Genomic DNA, 15,393 nt, shown 5'->3' with positions numbered 1-15,393 from the left:
TTTCTTATTTACATTTGGCTTTTAAGCTATTAAACCAGCTCGAGGATAACCATCATAGCTGCATCGCCTTTTCTCTGACCGATCTTAACGATTCTGGTATAACCACCCTTACGTCCAGCGTACTTAGGGCCGTACTCATCGAAAAGCTTTGCTACAAGGTCAACTTCCTTAGTGTTCTTCTTTCTTCCTGCCTTCTCCTTGGGAACCTCGGTTACAGGATAAAGAGTCTTAAGGAGCTGTCTTCTTGCGTGCATACGTGAAGGAAGATCCTTCTTGATGTCCTTCTTAACGGTTGTGTACTTTGTAACCTTCTTGCCGTCAACAACTTCCTTTACTCTCTTGCCATCTTTGTCCTTCTCAGGAACCTTAGCCTCAACAGTAACTGTCTCGAAGTTGTCCTTCTCCTTAGCTGCAAGAGTGATCATAGGCTCTACGATCTTCTTGATTTCCTTAGCTCTTGCCTCTGTGGTAACGATCTTACCGTTGTAAAGGAGTGCTGTAACCTGGTTACGAAGAAGTGCTCTCCTGGGTTTTGTTGCTTTTCCAAGCTTTCTGTACATTGCCATTTTAAATTACTTCCTTTCTCATTTGCAGGTTTCCCCTGCAAGATCACATCCAAAGATGCACATCGGTCTTACTCTTTAAATGCTCTTAATAGTTACTATGAGAATCCGCCTCAGTACGCATCGGATTTACCTTCAGCGAACGTTTCACTCACTGCGCCAGTGATATTCGCACGCCTATCCTAATTGTCTTCGACAAAAGGCGTGCTCACTCTCGCATCATTTTCTCACGCCCTCATCAGCAGGTGATTCGGGCTGTTTCTGGTCTTATTCTGCATCCTGTCTAAGGGAAAGTCCAAGCTCGTCAAGCTTTGCAAGAACTTCCTCAAGGGACTTACGTCCAAGGTTGCGGACTTTCATCATGTCGTCGGGAGTCTTGTTAGCAAGCTCCTGAACGGTATTGATGCCGGCTCTCTTCAGGCAGTTGAATGAACGAACTGAAAGCTCAAGTTCATCAATTGACATTTCAAGAACCTTGCCCTTCTCATCATCTTCCTTCTCAACCATAACCTCTGCGGTCTTGGCATTCTCGGAGAGATCGATGAAGAGGCTTAAGTGCTCACTGAGAACCTTAGCTGCAAGGCTGACAGCCTCGTCGGGACCAAGTGTTCCGTCTGTGTGAACATCAAGTGTAAGCTTATCAAAATCAGTTACCTGACCTACACGGGTGTTCTCAACAGTGATATTAACTCTCTCTACAGGTGTGTAGATGGAATCAATAGCGATAACACCGATAGGAAGATCCCCTGACTTGTTCTTGTCAGAGCTTACATATCCTCTTCCCTTTGTGATGGTGAGCTCCATGTAGAGCTTAGCATCCTTACCGGAAAGTGTAGCGATAACCTGATCGGGATTCATGATCTCGATGTCCTGGTCTACCTGAATATCAGAAGCCTTTACAACACCCTCGCCGTTGAACTCGATGTAAGCAGTCTTGGGCTCATTGGTGTCAGAAGAATTCTTGATGGAAAGGTTCTTGATGTTCATGATGATCTCAGTAACATCCTCTTTAACTCCGGGGATTGAGCTGAACTCATGCAGAACGCCTTCAATTTTAACCTGGCTTACTGCGGCTCCGGGTAAAGAAGAGAGCATGATCCTACGAAGGGAATTGCCCAGTGTAATACCGTAACCTCTCTCAAGAGGCTCAACTACGAATTTACCATACTTCTTATCATCTGAAATCTCAGCAACTTCAATATTTGGTCTTTCAAAATCAAACACTGATATACCCTCCTTGTGTTTTTTGTCAACAAGTTCAATTTAATTATTTAGAATACAACTCGACGATAAGCATCTCGTCAACCGGAACGTCAATTGCCTCTCTTGAAGGAAGCTCCTTGATTGTACCCTGGAGATTCTCCTTGTTAACATCAAGCCACTCAGGAACGAGTCTGCCTGCTGTGATCTCTGAGATATCCTTGAATCTCTGGATATTCTTAGCAGATTCTTTTACTTCGATTACATCCCCGGCCTTTACAAGGTATGAAGGAATGTTGATAACCTTGCCGTTTACAGTGATGAACTTATGAAGAACAACCTGTCTTGCTTCTCTTCTTGTTCTTGCAAAGCCCATTCTGAATACTACATTGTCAAGTCTTGTCTCAAGAATAACCATAAGGTTTGTACCTGTCTGGCCCTTCATTCTATCAGCTCTGTCATAGTAGTTTCTGAAAGGCTTCTCAAGTACGCCATAGATGAATTTAGCCTTCTGCTTCTCGCGGAGCTGAAGTCCGTACTCACTCATCTTCTTGCCTGCTCTTGCAGATGTTCTCTTAGACTTCTTGTCGTATCCAAGGAATGTAGGATCAAGGTCAAGAGATCTGCATCTTTTTAATACGGGAACTCTGTTTACTGCCATTTTGTTGGCTCCTTTCTTTTTCTCAGATCAGCTGTCCGCCGGTCTGATGTTGTTTACAATGCTATTTGCACCTTCGTCCAACGAGTTAGTTGTGGTAATAAAAAATTACGCTTGCGTAATCTTACGTGCTGAGTGCGGTTGCGTATGCAAAAAATACAATTCGCACCGGGGCGCATAAATTATTGCGAAGCAACTATATCGCTGCAACAGGGCGGTGATTATACCCTACGACGCTTGGGGGGTCTGCATCCGTTGTGCGGTACAGGAGTTACGTCTGTGATAGATGTAACTGTAAGACCACTTGCAGCGAGAGCTCTGATTGCAGCTTCTCTTCCTGATCCGGGTCCCTTAACGAATACATCAACAGTCTTAAGGCCGTGAATAAGTGCAGCCTTAGTTGCTGTCTCTGCAGCTACCTGTGCAGCATAAGGAGTAGATTTCCTTGAACCCTTAAATCCCAGACCGCCGGCACTTGCCCAGCTAAGAGCGTTTCCTGCAGCATCAGTCAATGTAACGATTGTGTTATTGAATGATGACTGAATGTGTGCCTGTCCGTGTTCAACGTTTTTCTTGACACGTTTCTTAGCAGCTGACTTCTTTGCTGCTGATGATTTCTGATTTGCCATTTTAAACTAACCTACTTTCTTCCTATAAATCTTGTTTGTTAAATGTTACTGTGTTCTGAACCTGCCATGCACAAGCTCAAATTATACAAAAGCCTTGGAAAGAATATTATTTCTTCTTGTTAGCGATTGTTCTCTTCGGTCCTTTTCTTGTTCTTGCATTTGTCTTTGTTCTCTGACCACGGCAAGGAAGTCCTCTCCTGTGACGAACTCCTCTGTAGCATCCGATCTCAGTAAGTCTCTTGATGTTCATAGCGACTTCTCTTCTAAGATCACCTTCTACCTCATAGTCGTTACCGATAACCTCGGCAATTCTCTTTACTTCTTCGTCTGTAAGATCACGAACACGTGTGTCCGGATTTACTTTTGCTGCCTCGAGAATCTTGTTTGAGCTTGTTCTACCGATTCCGTAGATGTAAGTCAGACCGATCTCTACTCGCTTATCTCTGGGTAAATCTACACCTGCAATACGAGCCATTCTAATTCCTCCATAAAAATAATGATAATAATTGTGTTCCGGTTCTTGTGACCGGAAGTTACTTATTTGATTGGGGCAATTCCTACGCCCAATCGGACAGTGACGGGTCCGATCTTTCCAATACGCTATAGATCAGCATGTCGCATCCCTCGACGCGAAAACCTATATTGGTATCAAAAAGTAATCCGAATAGCTCGAATTAACCCTGTCTCTGTTTGTGCTTAGGGTTGTCACAGATTACTCTGATAACTCCCTTTCTCTTGATAACCTTGCACTTTTCGCACATAGGCTTAACAGAAGACCTAACTTTCATTGTTTCTCCTTTCCTGCATGGATAAAAATGCCTTGAAAAGGGCATAATACGCCCTTCTCACAAAAAGACCGACTTATAATATAGCACAATCAAAATCAATATGCAAGGTCTTTTTACAAGTTTTTGTGCGTTTTTGTTCGATTTATAGATTTTAGAAGATAAATTGCAAAAAATGAGTTATCATAAAACCTAATAACAGATTCGATGGGTGATTTTACCCGCATAATACTTATGGAGGAAAAAAATGTATACACCCGCAAAAGACAGATATGACACCATGACATACAACCGCTGCGGCAAGAGCGGTCTCAAGCTCCCTGCAGTTTCTCTGGGCCTGTGGCATAACTTCGGTGACACCGGCAACTACGAGAACATGCAAAAGATGTGCTTCACGGCCTTCGACAACGGAATCACCCACTTTGATCTTGCCAACAACTACGGCCCCGAGCCCGGAAGCGCTGAGATCAACTTCGGCAAGATCCTTAAGGAAAACTTTTACGCCCACAGAGATGAGCTCATCATCTCCACCAAGGCCGGCTATGAAATGTGGCCCGGGCCTTACGGTGACTGGGGAAGCCGCAAATATCTTATTTCAAGCCTCGACCAGTCCCTTCAGAGAATGGGCCTTGACTATGTTGATATCTTCTATCATCACAGAATGGACCCGGAAACTCCCTTAGAGGAGACCATGGGAGCCCTTGCTCAGATCGTTAAGAGCGGTAAGGCCCTATATGTTGGTATTTCCAACTACGATGGCCCCACCCTTGAGAAGGCCTCCAAAATCCTGGAAGAGCTGAAAGTTCCTTTTATCATCAACCAGAACAGATATAACATCTTCAACAGAACTATTGAGAAGGACGGTCTTAAGGCTAAGGCAAAAGAGCTGGGAAAAGGCCTTATCTGCTTCTCTCCCCTTGCACAGGGAATGCTCACCGACAGATATCTCGAGGGAATCCCGGAAGACAGTAGGATCCGTACAGACGGGCGCTTTCTTAAGGAAAGCCAGGTTGAGGAGAATATCGCCAGAGTGCGTGCCCTCAACGAAATCGCAAAAAGAAGAGGTCAGACACTGGCTGAGATGGCTCTTGCATGGATCCTTAAAGATGACTATGTAACTTCTGTTCTTATCGGAGCTTCAAGACCTGCCCAGATTCTTGACAATATCAAGGCGATTGAGAACACCTCTTTTACCGAGGAAGAGCTTAAAGAGATCGACAGTATCTGATCCTTACTAATACAAAAGGCTTTCGCAGAAATTATCTTCTGCGGAAGCCTGTTTTTCTTTTACCAAATGCTCAGTGCACTAGTCATCATATCTCAGGGTACCGGTCATATTGCTCTCACCCTGTTATTTATCCAGTTCCTCACAGTTGAGCATCTCGAATCTGGCTTTTCCGGTCTGTTTAGCCCTGTATAGAGCAGCATCAGCGGCATTATACATTTCCTCAAAAGTCCTTCTTTGTGTATCCTCCGCTATACCTATGCTGCAGGTGATTCCCATGGCCCCGTCGATATTGGTGGTCTTAAGTTCGTGGATAACGCTTCGGCATCTCCTCTCGGCAAAGCCTTCGGGCATATCTCCAAGAACCAGCACCATGAACTCATCTCCTCCTATCCTTCCGATAATATCATCGGGATGGAAATATCCACGGAGAAGTTCTGCAAAAAGCTTCAGAGTCTTATCACCGGTCTGATGTCCGAAGTGGTCGTTGACGTCCTTGAAATCATCAAGGTCAAATATGAACATGGTGCACTTTGCACCGATCATTCTGTTCTCAAGATAATTCGTACACTTCTCCTCAAAGGATATCTTATTAAGAAGTCCCGTAAGAAGGTCCGTCTCACTTTTCTGAACAAGTTTCTCATTATCCTCATGCCTTGCCAGTGTGGCCCTTATGACCGCTGCATAGCAGAAGGTGGAGGCTATTATTATCAGAACGGCCACAATGCCGTCATGCATCACCAGGGTCCGTTCCTTAAACTGTGCTTCTATAATCAGAAACGCCACAGCCAGAAGGAGCTTGTAGGTTATGACAATGCCGGAATAATCAAGATAGATCTGGGACAAAAGAGCTATCGCAACAGGAAAGAATACCGCCCTTGAGGTATTGTAGATCATGGCATCAGCCAGAGAGAAGGATATGATTACCAGCGTATATATCATGAAAGCATATATCCGAACCTTATTAAAATCATTGGATAATTTTCTTCCAACGACAGAATGGATAAAATGAAGAATAATAAGAACACCTATTGCAGGAATAAATTTTCCGTAAGGATCAAGGCCGGTGCCAAAAGCCAGCGCCAGCGCTACGAAGACTATACTCACAGCAATAAAAAAAGCCAGCATAATACCGATAACCGCGAGGTTATCAGCTGCCAACTTTTTCTTGTTAGTATCTATATAGTATTGATTGTCATCATAACTTTCATATATCTTTTCAATCATCAATATGTTCCTATATACGAAAAAAGAAATAATATATATCAGCTATGAGTTAATTATAAATCGAAAACGCTTCTGTGACAAATACTAAATGGATTACTTATCTCTCCAGATGATCCTTCCCTTGGTGAGATCATAAGGTGAAAGCTCAAGAGTTACTTTATCTCCGGGCAGAATTCTGATGAAGTTCTGTCTGAGCTTGCCACTGATGTGAGCAAGTACAACATGTCCGTTCTCCAGCTCCACCTGGAACATTGTATTGGGAAGCTTCTCTATTACCTTACCTTCAATTTCGATTACGTCAGCCTTTGACATTTTATTCCTCCTTAAACGTAACTATCATGCTAAAGTCAGTATCTCGGGTTCACCATCCGTGATGGCTATTGTGTTTTCATAATGTGCGGCCAGGGAACCGTCAACGGTAACCACAGTCCATTCATCATCCAGCCAACCTACATAGCGCTGTCCCATGGTGATCATGGGTTCTACTGCCAGGGCCATTCCCTTTTGCAGCTTAACACCCCTGCGCCATTGTCTGAAGTTGGGAACATTGGGTTCCTCGTGAAGGCTTCTGCCGATACCATGCCCGGTAAGCTCCCTCACTACACCATATCCGTAGGGCTTAACGTAATCATCTATAGCCCTGGATATCTCATGAAGCCTGTTACCGGCCTTCGCCTTCTTGATTCCTTCAAAAAAGCTCTTCTCGGTAACCTCTATAAGTTTACTGGCTTCAGGTGATATCTTGCCCACGCCCCAGGTTCTTGCGGCGTCTGAATGAAATCCTTTGTAAATAAGTCCTGTGTCAAAAGTGACAATGTCACCTTCCTTCAGGATCCTGTCGGCACTGGGTATTCCGTGGACCACTTCATCATTCACGGATATACACACAGAAGCAGGGAATCCCTCATAATTTTTGAAATTAGGTACCCCGCCCAGCTCGCGGATTGTTTTTTCTCCAATCTGGTCAAGTTCCAGAGTGGAGATACCAGCCCTAAGTGCAGCATGAAGTTCCTCGTGAACCTTTGCCAATAAATGCCCAGACTGGCGCATAAGCTCAATTTCTTCATCGGTCTTGATAATAACAGCCATAACTCTTGTCCTGTCAAAACGGCTTATGCATTTAAAATATTAACAATATCGCCAAATACTACCTGCATATCTCTTGTGCCGTCTACTGTCTTCAAGATATTCTTCTTGTTGTAGTAGTCAATGAGCGGCTGAGTCTGCTCATGATAAACGCTGAGTCTGTTCTGAACTGTCTCAGGCTTGTCGTCATCACGCTGTACAAGCTCGCTGCCGCATGTATCGCAGATTCCTTCCTTTTTGGGGGGAATGTGCTCAATATGATAGGTTGCTCCGCACTTAAGGCATGCTCTTCTGCCTGACATTCTGCGAACGATGTTCTCATCGGGAACATCAACATTGATAGCAAAGTCTACCTTGTCGCCAAGCTTTGTAAGCTCCTTATCAAGAACATCAGCCTGAGGAATAGTACGAGGGAATCCGTCAAGGACGTATCCGTTCTTGCAATCCTCATTTGCTACTCTGTCAAGAAGGATCTTAACTGTCAGCTCATCAGGTACGAGCTGTCCCTTGTCCATGTACTCCTTGGCCTTCTTGCCAAGCTCTGTTCCGTTCTTGATATTGGCTCTGAAGATGTCTCCTGTGGAGATGTGGGGAATACCGAACTTCTCCGCGATCATCTTAGCCTGTGTGCCTTTACCTGCGCCGGGTGCGCCTAACATAATAATCTTCATATTCAACTGCCCTTCTCTTTTTATTTAGTGTTGTCTACGTAACAATACAGATATATGTTATCACAAACTCATAAGTTGAAAAAGGTCATTTTAACAAATTAAGAGGCTTCAGCGCCCATAGAACAAGGCGCTGTCACCTCTCTAATCTCTTTAGTCTTCCAGGAATCCCTTGTAATTACGAACAAGCATCTGTGACTCGATCTGCTTGATGGTCTCAAGGATAACACTTACTACGATGATAAGTGATGTTCCGCCGAATGAAACCCTAGCTCCGAATACACCGTTGAAGAAGATGGGAAGTACACCGATAATGGTGAGTCCGCATGCTCCGATGAAGATGATGTAATTCAGAATACCTGTAAGATATTCGCTGGTAGGCTTTCCGGGTCTGATACCGGGAATAAAGCCACCCTGCTTCTTCATATTCTCTGCAATCTCAATAGGATTGAAAGTAATTGAGGTGTAGAAATATGCGAAGAAAATAAGTAACAGTATGTAAACTAAAAGTCCGATTGAATAGTTCCAGTGATTAGGATTACACCAGTTACTCTGGTTGAGGTAAGCTACGAACTTGCCCCACCAGCCTGTTCCCTTATACCCTGTCAGCTGTGTGATGATGATAGGGAACTGGAACAGAGACATTGCAAAGATAATAGGCATAACGCCTGCAGTGTTGACCTTGAGAGGTATCTCTGAACGATTTCCGCCGTAGGTCTTTCTGCCCTGTATCTTCTTGGCGTACTGCACAGGAATTCTGCGCTCTGCGCCGTTAAGAAGTACTACAAGAACTACCATTGCTATGATAACTGCGATAATAACTATTGCTGAAACGACTCCCCTTGCAATGGGCTTGCCGTTTACAAACTGCTCAAAGAGTGAACTGATGTCTGACGGCATTCTGGAAAGAATGTTGATAGTCAGAACGATTGAAATACCGTTTCCAACACCGTTCTCTGTGATTCTCTCACCAACCCACATAAGGAATGCACTACCTGCAGTAAGGGCGATAGCAATCTGGAAAATAAGGAAAATTGACTTACTTGTAAGGAAATTCTCACTTCTGTAGAAACCGATTGCCATAGCAACTGACTCGATAAGCGCCAAACCTACTGTAATGTATCTAGTGATGGCTGTCAGTATCTTTCTTCCCTCTTCTCCGTCCTTCTGCCACTCCTCAAACTTGGGAATAGCAATAGTAAGAAGCTGGATGATAATAGATGATGTAATGTAAGGTGTGATATTGAGTGCCAGAATTGACATGTTCTCAAAAGATCCACCCGTGAATCGATCCATAAAACCAAAAGCATCACTGTCTGTGAGCCCGCTGAACCAGTTACGGAAAACTGCTGTGTTCATTCCGGGTACCGGAATAGCAGATCCAAGTCTGATCACGCAGAGCATCAGGAAAGTAAAAAGAATCTTCATTCTTATTTCTTTGACCTTTAATGCATTCATTAAGGATTTAAACATTAGATCACCTCTGTTGTCCCGCCAACATTCTCGATTTTTTCTTTAGCTGCTGCGCTGAAGGCATTAGCTTTAACTGTGAGTTTCTTTGTGATTTCGCCGTTACCAAGGATCTTAACACCGTCAAGCTCCTTCTTGATGATACCCTGAGCCTTGAGAGCATCGATATCAACTACTGCTCCATCCTCAAATACATCAAGTACGCTTACGTTGATTCCAACGATTTCTTTGTGGTTAATATTCTTGAAGCCTCTCTTAGGAAGTCTTCTGAACAGAGGCATCTGACCACCTTCGAAACCGGGTCTGGGAGCTCCTGAACGAGCCTTCTGACCCTTGTGACCCTTACCTGCGGTCTTGCCGTTTCCTGAACCATGACCGCGGCCTCTTCTAAAATTATCACTCTGTACAGAACCCTCAGCAGGTCTTAAGTTGGATAATTCCATGATATTCCTCCTTCAATTAAATCTCTTCAACCTTAACGAGGTGTCTGATCTGCTGGATCTGTCCTCTTGTTGCAGAGTTATCAGGCAGCTCTACGCTACTGTTAAGTTTCTTGAATCCCATTGATTTTACGGTTGCTACCTGCTTAGGTACAGCACCAATTGTGGACTTAACCAATGTGATCTTAAGCTTTTTCTCGTTTGCCATTGATTTTCTCCTTTATTAAGCGGTTACTTCTGCTACAGATTTACCGCGCTTTGCTGCAACTTCTTCAGGTGTCTTCAACTGAGCAAGGCCATTGATTGTAGCATATACAACGTTCTGCTTGTTGTTTGAACCAAGTGACTTTGTCCTGATGTTTCTGATTCCTGCAAGCTCACATACGGAACGAGCGGGACCACCGGCGATGATACCGGTACCTTCAGGTGATCTCTTAAGCAGAACCTCGGCTGAACCGAACTTGCCAATGAAATCATGTGTGATACTGTTGTTCTCATCAAGAGGTACAGTGATCAGGTTCTTTGTAGCATCTTCCTTACCCTTACGGATAGCATCCGGGATTTCTGTTGATTTTCCCAGACCAACACCAACGTGTCCATTGTTGTCACCAACTACTACCAGTGCAGTGAACTTCATGTTACGTCCACCCTTAACAACCTTAGTAACACGCTTGATGGTTACAACTTTATCTGTTAATTCCAGCTGACTTGCATCAACGATATTACGCTTCATTTGATAGTTTCTCCCTTCTTAGAATTCCAGGCCTGCTTCTCTGGCTGCATCAGCGAGAGCCTTAACCTTACCGTGATAGATGTATCCGCCTCTGTCAAATACAACGGCTTTGATACCCTTCTCCAATGCTCTCTTAGCTACAACATCACCAACCTTTGTTGCTGCTTCGATGTCATCTGTATTCTTAAGCTCGGCCTTGATATCCTTTTCAAGAGTTGAAGCAGATACAAGTGTCTTGCCAGCAACGTCATCAATAACCTGAGCATATACGTGGTTATTGCTTCTGAATACTGCGAGTCTAGGTCTCTCAGCTGTACCGCTGAAACGATTACGAATCCTCATGTGCTTCTTAGCACGAACTTTTGATCTTGATTCTTTACTAACCATTTTGCACTCTCCTTATCTTAATTATTTCTTACCGGTCTTACCAACTTTACGTCTGATAACCTCATCAGCGTACTTGATTCCTTTGCCCTTGTAAGGCTCGGGAGCTCTCTTCTCTCTGATGATAGCAGCGTGCTGGCCAACCGCCTCTTTATCGATTCCCTTAACTGTGATTGTCTGACCCTCAACAACTGTCTCGACTCCTTCAGGATCTTCCAGTTCTACGGGGTGTGAATAACCAAGTGTAAGAGAGAGTGTCTTGCCGTTTTTAGCAGCCCTGTAACCTACACCGTTAACCTCAAGCTTCTTCTCGAAACCATCTGTTACACCAACAACCATGTTGTTGAGAAGGCTTCTTGAAAGACCGTGTAATGCTCTGTTTCTCTTCTGATCATCGGGTCTCTTAACCTCGATCTGACCATCAGCCTGCTCGAAAATCATCTCTGCAGGGAAAACTCTTGTAAGGGTTCCCTTAGGTCCCTTTACAGTCACCTTATTATTTTCTGCAACTTCTACTGTTACTCCAGCAGGAACTGCGATTGGCATTTTTCCAATTCGTGACATGCCCGTACCTCCAATTTACCAAATAAATGCAAGAACTTCGCCGCCAACCTGCAGCTCTCTTGCCTTTTTGTCAGTTACAACGCCCTGGTTTGTAGAAATGATAGCAATACCAAGACCACCTAAAACTCTGGGAAGCTCATCCTTGCCTGCGTATACACGAAGACCAGGCTTTGAGATTCTCTTAAGACCGGTAATAACTCTGTCGTTTCTGTCAGCACCGTACTTAAGTGTTATGTGAAGATTCTTGAAAGAACCGTCATCAACAACGTCTAACTTCTTGATGTAGCCCTCTTCCAGAAGGATGTTTGCGATTGCAAGTTTCATCTTTGAAGAAGGAACGTCTACTGTGTCATGTTTTGCAGTGTTAGCGTTACGAATTCTTGTAAGCATATCTGCAATAGGATCGTTCATTGCCATTTTAATATTTGCCTCCTTATTTATTTTTGCTTCGCCTTACTACTCCCCAAATTGAGCAGAGACACGAAGCCGCAATGCGAAAAAAATTAGTAATATCGTGGCCCCCATCCTGGGCCACATGGAATGTTCTGATCAAGAGCACTGACTTCACAGGGAAGTTCTGCTCTCGGGCTGCGCCCTCGCCAGAACAAACTAGTACACTAAGCTCGAAAAGACCTCGCTAAGTGATTAGTTTTACCAAGATGCCTTACGAACACCGGGAATCTCGCCCTTGTATGCAAGTTCACGGAAGCAAATTCTGCAGATTCCGTACTTTCTAAGATAAGCATGAGGACGACCACAGATCTTACAACGGTTATAAGCACGTGTAGAGAACTTAGGTTTCATCTGCTGTTTCAACTTCATGGATAATTTAGCCATTGTGTCTTATTTCCCTCCTTAATTACTTTGCAAAAGGCATATTGAACAGTGTAAGAAGCTCACGAGCCTCTTCATCTGTCTTAGCAGTTGTTGTGATGATGATATCCATACCTCTTGTCTTGTCAATCTTGTCATACTCAATCTCAGGGAAGATAAGCTGCTCTTTAAGTCCGAGAGCATAGTTTCCTCTTCCGTCAAAAGAGTTGGGGTTGATACCTCTGAAGTCACGTACACGAGGAAGAGCCAGGTTTACGAGACGATCAAGGAAATCGTACATCTTGTCGCCACGGAGTGTTACCTTACATCCGATAGGCATACCCTCTCTTAACTTGAAGTTAGCGATTGACTTCTTAGCCTTTGTGTAAACAGGCTTCTGACCTGTGATGATTGCCATATCATTTGCAGCGTTCTCAAGAAGCTTAGCGTTCTCCTTAGCCTCTCCTACTGCCATGTTAACTACGATCTTGTCGAGCTTGGGAACTTCCATAACGTTCTTGTAACCGAACTTCTTTGTCATGGCATCCACGATCTCGCTCTTGTATAAATCCTTATATCTACTCAACGCTTTTTACCTCCTTTCTCCGATTAGTCGATAACCTCGCCAGTCTTCTTAGCGATACGGTTTTTCTTTACAACCTTACCATTCTCATCTTTCTCAACCTTGAATCCGATCTTGGTAGGCTGTCCCTTGTGAAGATAAACTACGTTGGAGATATCAAGAGCTGCTTCTCTTGTTACAACTCCGCCATTAGGATTCTTTGCTGAAGGCTTCTCGTGAATTGTGGCTTTGTTGATGCCCTCTACGACAACCTTTCCGTTCTTTGTATCTACAGAAAGAACCTTGCCTTCTCTGTCGATATCTTTACCGGCGATCACTCTAACCATGTCGCCCTTCTTAATCTTACTTGTTGACATCTAGGCGCCTCCTTATAATACTTCCGGAGCAAGAGAAAGGATCTTCATGAATTTCTTCTCACGAAGCTCTCTGGCTACGGGTCCAAAAATACGTGTTCCCTTAGGCGTACCATCCTCATTGATAACAACAGCAGCGTTCTCATCAAATCTGATGTAGGAACCGTCCTTACGACGTGTCTCTTTTACAGTACGAACGACAACAGCCTTAACAACGTCACCCTTCTTTACAACTCCACCGGGTGTTGCTTCTTTAACAGTAGCAACGATTGTGTCGCCGATTCTCGCATATCTTCTTGTAGATCCGCCCATAACACGGATTGTAAGGAGCTCTTTGGCACCTGTGTTATCAGCGACCCTAAGTCTACTTTCCTGCTGAATCATGATATTTCTCCTTTTTCGAATTACTTTGCACGTTCAATAATGGATACAAGTCTCCATCTCTTATCCTTGGAGATAGGTTTTGTTTCCATGACTTTAACTGTGTCACCGATACGGCACTCGTTATTCTCGTCATGAGCCTTAAGCTTATATGTTCTCTTCACGATCTTCTTGTAAAGAGGATGCTTAACATGGTCCTCGATGGAAACTGTGATGGTCTTATCCATCTTATCGCTTGTTACTTTTCCAACACGCGTTTTTCTTAAATTTCTTTCCACGGTTAATTCTCCTTTATAAATTTAAGCTCGCTTCGGCTTAGTTAGCAGCCTTAGCATTCTGTGTGATTACAGTCTGGATTCTTGCAATATTTCTTCTTACTTCTTTGATTCTTGCTGTATTATCCAGCTGGTTTGTAGCGTTCTGGAATTTCAAGTTGAAAAGTTCCTTCTTTGCTGAAACAAGCTCTGTCTGAAGCTCGTCAGCAGACTTAGCCTTAAGCTCGTCTACATACTTATTTGTCTTCATTTAGATACACCGCCTTCCAAATCAGCCTTTGAAACGATCTTGCACTTGCAAGGAAGTTTGTGTGTTGCAAGACGAAGAGCTTCTCTTGCGTCTGCCTCGGCAACACCGCCGATCTCAAACATAACACGACCAGGCTTAACAACAGCTACCCATCTATCAACTGCGCCCTTACCGGAACCCATACGTGTTCCAAGAGGCTTTAAAGTGATAGGCTTGTCAGGGAAGATTTTTATCCAAACCTGACCGCCACGCTTGATGAAACGTGTCATAGCTACACGGGCTGCCTCAATCTGGTTTGAATTGATCCAGCAAGGCTCAAGCGCAACAATTCCGAAATCACCATAAGTGATTGTGTTACCACGAGTAATTTTATGAGCCATTGAACCGCGGAACTGCTTGCGGTGCTTAACTCTCTTTGGCATTAACATTATTTATCGCTCCCTTCCTTATCTGAATTCTCACCTGCTTTGGTCGGAAGTACTTCACCCTTGTAGATCCATACCTTAACACCAACCTTACCGTAGGTAGTATCTGCCTCAGCAAAACCATAATCGATATCAGCTCTGAGAGTCTGAAGCGGGATTGTACCCTCGCTGTAGAACTCGGAACGAGCGATATCAGCACCGCCAAGACGGCCTGAGCAGCATGCCTTGATACCAAGTGCATCTGTCTTCATTGTTCTGCTCATGCAGGACTTCATTGCTCTTCTGAATGATACACGGTTCTCGAGCTGCTGAGCGATGTTCTCTGCAACAAGCTGTGCATCCTTATCGGGTTTCTTGATCTCTTTGATATCAACAAGAACCTTCTTGTCTGTGAGCTTTGAAAGCTCCTTCTTGGTTACTTCGATCTCAGCACCGCCCTTACCGATAACAACACCGGGCTTAGCTGTGTAAACGATAACCTTTACTCTGTCTGATGCTCTCTCGATCTCAATCTTAGAAACACCAGCTGCATATAACTTCTTCTTCAGAAATTTTCTGATATTGTAATCTTCTACCAGATTATTGGCGAAATCGCCAGATTCAGCATACCACTTTGAATCCCAGTCAGCGATGACACCAACTCTGAGACCATGAGGATTAACTTTCTGTCCCATTCTTAGG

The 15,393-nt window shown here is 44.0% G+C and carries 26 protein-coding genes; 1 reads left to right on the top strand and 25 read right to left on the bottom strand.

What is annotated here, in order from left to right:
• Positions 1 to 29 precede the first annotated feature (29 nt).
• From T456_RS0105245 to rpmJ, 6 genes are all read right to left on the bottom strand, one after another.
• The gene (locus tag T456_RS0105245; protein ID WP_024865236.1) at positions 30 to 566 is read right to left on the bottom strand and encodes a bL17 family ribosomal protein; all 537 of its coding nucleotides are present in this window, start codon (positions 564 to 566) and stop codon (positions 30 to 32) included.
• Between the two features lie 264 nt (positions 567 to 830).
• On the bottom strand, positions 831 to 1,787 hold the full coding sequence (locus T456_RS0105240; protein ID WP_024865235.1) for a DNA-directed RNA polymerase subunit alpha: 957 nt from the start codon (positions 1,785 to 1,787) through the stop codon (positions 831 to 833).
• Positions 1,788 to 1,830: 43 nt separating this feature from the next.
• Complete coding sequence (gene rpsD / locus T456_RS0105235) at positions 1,831 to 2,424, bottom strand: 30S ribosomal protein S4 (RefSeq protein WP_024865234.1); 594 nt, start codon at positions 2,422 to 2,424, stop codon at positions 1,831 to 1,833.
• Positions 2,425 to 2,642: 218 nt separating this feature from the next.
• Positions 2,643 to 3,050, bottom strand: a complete 408-nt coding sequence (gene rpsK, locus T456_RS0105230) for a 30S ribosomal protein S11 (protein WP_022764376.1) — start codon at positions 3,048 to 3,050, stop codon at positions 2,643 to 2,645.
• Positions 3,051 to 3,156: 106 nt separating this feature from the next.
• Positions 3,157 to 3,525, bottom strand: a complete 369-nt coding sequence (rpsM, locus tag T456_RS0105225) for a 30S ribosomal protein S13 (protein WP_024865233.1) — start codon at positions 3,523 to 3,525, stop codon at positions 3,157 to 3,159.
• Between the two features lie 199 nt (positions 3,526 to 3,724).
• Positions 3,725 to 3,838 (bottom strand): 50S ribosomal protein L36, encoded by a 114-nt coding sequence (gene rpmJ / locus T456_RS0105220; protein WP_013280022.1) that lies wholly within the window; start codon positions 3,836 to 3,838, stop codon positions 3,725 to 3,727.
• A gap of 244 nt (positions 3,839 to 4,082) precedes the next feature.
• Here rpmJ and mgrA point away from each other — a divergent pair, with 244 nt between their 5' ends.
• Positions 4,083 to 5,063, top strand: a complete 981-nt coding sequence (gene mgrA / locus T456_RS19210; RefSeq protein ID WP_035801213.1) for an L-glyceraldehyde 3-phosphate reductase — start codon at positions 4,083 to 4,085, stop codon at positions 5,061 to 5,063.
• A 123-nt stretch (positions 5,064 to 5,186) separates the two neighbouring features.
• Here the strand turns inward: mgrA and T456_RS0105210 are convergent, their stop codons facing one another.
• The 19 genes from T456_RS0105210 to rpsC form a co-directional block, all read right to left on the bottom strand.
• Positions 5,187 to 6,287, bottom strand: a complete 1,101-nt coding sequence (locus tag T456_RS0105210; protein ID WP_024865232.1) for a GGDEF domain-containing protein — start codon at positions 6,285 to 6,287, stop codon at positions 5,187 to 5,189.
• Between the two features lie 93 nt (positions 6,288 to 6,380).
• Positions 6,381 to 6,599: a translation initiation factor IF-1 gene (gene infA, locus T456_RS0105205; RefSeq protein ID WP_013280019.1), complete on the bottom strand. Its 219-nt coding sequence runs from the start codon at positions 6,597 to 6,599 to the stop codon at positions 6,381 to 6,383.
• A 24-nt stretch (positions 6,600 to 6,623) separates the two neighbouring features.
• Complete coding sequence (map, locus tag T456_RS0105200; RefSeq protein ID WP_024865231.1) at positions 6,624 to 7,376, bottom strand: type I methionyl aminopeptidase; 753 nt, start codon at positions 7,374 to 7,376, stop codon at positions 6,624 to 6,626.
• A 23-nt stretch (positions 7,377 to 7,399) separates the two neighbouring features.
• Entirely contained in the window at positions 7,400 to 8,044 is a 645-nt protein-coding gene (locus T456_RS0105195) for an adenylate kinase (RefSeq protein WP_024865230.1), read from the bottom strand.
• A 150-nt stretch (positions 8,045 to 8,194) separates the two neighbouring features.
• Positions 8,195 to 9,514 carry a preprotein translocase subunit SecY gene (gene secY / locus T456_RS0105190; RefSeq protein ID WP_024865229.1) on the bottom strand — a complete coding sequence of 440 codons (1,320 nt, stop codon included), beginning with the start codon at positions 9,512 to 9,514 and terminating at the stop codon, positions 8,195 to 8,197.
• Positions 9,514 to 9,954 carry a 50S ribosomal protein L15 gene (rplO, locus tag T456_RS0105185; protein WP_024865228.1) on the bottom strand — a complete coding sequence of 147 codons (441 nt, stop codon included), beginning with the start codon at positions 9,952 to 9,954 and terminating at the stop codon, positions 9,514 to 9,516. The genes secY and rplO overlap by 1 nt, the downstream gene beginning before the upstream one ends.
• A 16-nt stretch (positions 9,955 to 9,970) precedes the next feature.
• Positions 9,971 to 10,159 (bottom strand): 50S ribosomal protein L30, encoded by a 189-nt coding sequence (rpmD, locus tag T456_RS0105180; RefSeq protein ID WP_022778101.1) that lies wholly within the window; start codon positions 10,157 to 10,159, stop codon positions 9,971 to 9,973.
• A gap of 15 nt (positions 10,160 to 10,174) precedes the next feature.
• On the bottom strand, positions 10,175 to 10,684 hold the full coding sequence (gene rpsE, locus T456_RS0105175; RefSeq protein ID WP_022764367.1) for a 30S ribosomal protein S5: 510 nt from the start codon (positions 10,682 to 10,684) through the stop codon (positions 10,175 to 10,177).
• Positions 10,685 to 10,702: 18 nt separating this feature from the next.
• Positions 10,703 to 11,071, bottom strand: a complete 369-nt coding sequence (gene rplR / locus T456_RS0105170; RefSeq protein ID WP_024865227.1) for a 50S ribosomal protein L18 — start codon at positions 11,069 to 11,071, stop codon at positions 10,703 to 10,705.
• Between the two features lie 21 nt (positions 11,072 to 11,092).
• Positions 11,093 to 11,632 carry a 50S ribosomal protein L6 gene (rplF, locus tag T456_RS0105165; RefSeq protein ID WP_024865226.1) on the bottom strand — a complete coding sequence of 180 codons (540 nt, stop codon included), beginning with the start codon at positions 11,630 to 11,632 and terminating at the stop codon, positions 11,093 to 11,095.
• A gap of 15 nt (positions 11,633 to 11,647) precedes the next feature.
• The gene (gene rpsH / locus T456_RS0105160) at positions 11,648 to 12,049 is read right to left on the bottom strand and encodes a 30S ribosomal protein S8 (protein WP_024865225.1); all 402 of its coding nucleotides are present in this window, start codon (positions 12,047 to 12,049) and stop codon (positions 11,648 to 11,650) included.
• Between the two features lie 234 nt (positions 12,050 to 12,283).
• A complete protein-coding gene (locus tag T456_RS0105155; RefSeq protein WP_022764364.1) occupies positions 12,284 to 12,469 on the bottom strand; it encodes a type Z 30S ribosomal protein S14 in 186 nt (61 codons plus the stop codon).
• Between the two features lie 22 nt (positions 12,470 to 12,491).
• Complete coding sequence (gene rplE, locus T456_RS0105150) at positions 12,492 to 13,031, bottom strand: 50S ribosomal protein L5 (protein WP_024865224.1); 540 nt, start codon at positions 13,029 to 13,031, stop codon at positions 12,492 to 12,494.
• 23 nt (positions 13,032 to 13,054) lie between these two features.
• Entirely contained in the window at positions 13,055 to 13,384 is a 330-nt protein-coding gene (gene rplX / locus T456_RS0105145) for a 50S ribosomal protein L24 (protein WP_024865223.1), read from the bottom strand.
• 12 nt (positions 13,385 to 13,396) lie between these two features.
• Positions 13,397 to 13,765, bottom strand: coding sequence for a 50S ribosomal protein L14 (rplN, locus tag T456_RS0105140; protein WP_024865222.1), 369 nt, complete (start codon positions 13,763 to 13,765; stop codon positions 13,397 to 13,399).
• Positions 13,766 to 13,785: 20 nt separating this feature from the next.
• Positions 13,786 to 14,040 carry a 30S ribosomal protein S17 gene (gene rpsQ, locus T456_RS0105135; RefSeq protein WP_013280005.1) on the bottom strand — a complete coding sequence of 85 codons (255 nt, stop codon included), beginning with the start codon at positions 14,038 to 14,040 and terminating at the stop codon, positions 13,786 to 13,788.
• Between the two features lie 37 nt (positions 14,041 to 14,077).
• Positions 14,078 to 14,287, bottom strand: coding sequence for a 50S ribosomal protein L29 (gene rpmC / locus T456_RS0105130; RefSeq protein ID WP_024865221.1), 210 nt, complete (start codon positions 14,285 to 14,287; stop codon positions 14,078 to 14,080).
• Positions 14,284 to 14,715, bottom strand: coding sequence for a 50S ribosomal protein L16 (gene rplP, locus T456_RS0105125; protein WP_024865220.1), 432 nt, complete (start codon positions 14,713 to 14,715; stop codon positions 14,284 to 14,286). The genes rpmC and rplP overlap by 4 nt, the downstream gene beginning before the upstream one ends.
• The gene (gene rpsC, locus T456_RS0105120; RefSeq protein WP_022778093.1) at positions 14,715 to 15,386 is read right to left on the bottom strand and encodes a 30S ribosomal protein S3; all 672 of its coding nucleotides are present in this window, start codon (positions 15,384 to 15,386) and stop codon (positions 14,715 to 14,717) included. The genes rplP and rpsC overlap by 1 nt, the downstream gene beginning before the upstream one ends.
• Positions 15,387 to 15,393: the final 7 nt, after the last annotated feature.

It is taken from the genome of Butyrivibrio sp. FCS014, assembly GCF_000526935.1.
Taxonomy (GTDB): Bacteria; Bacillota; Clostridia; order Lachnospirales; family Lachnospiraceae; genus Butyrivibrio.
This window is presented reverse-complemented; position numbering and strand designations above follow the sequence as displayed.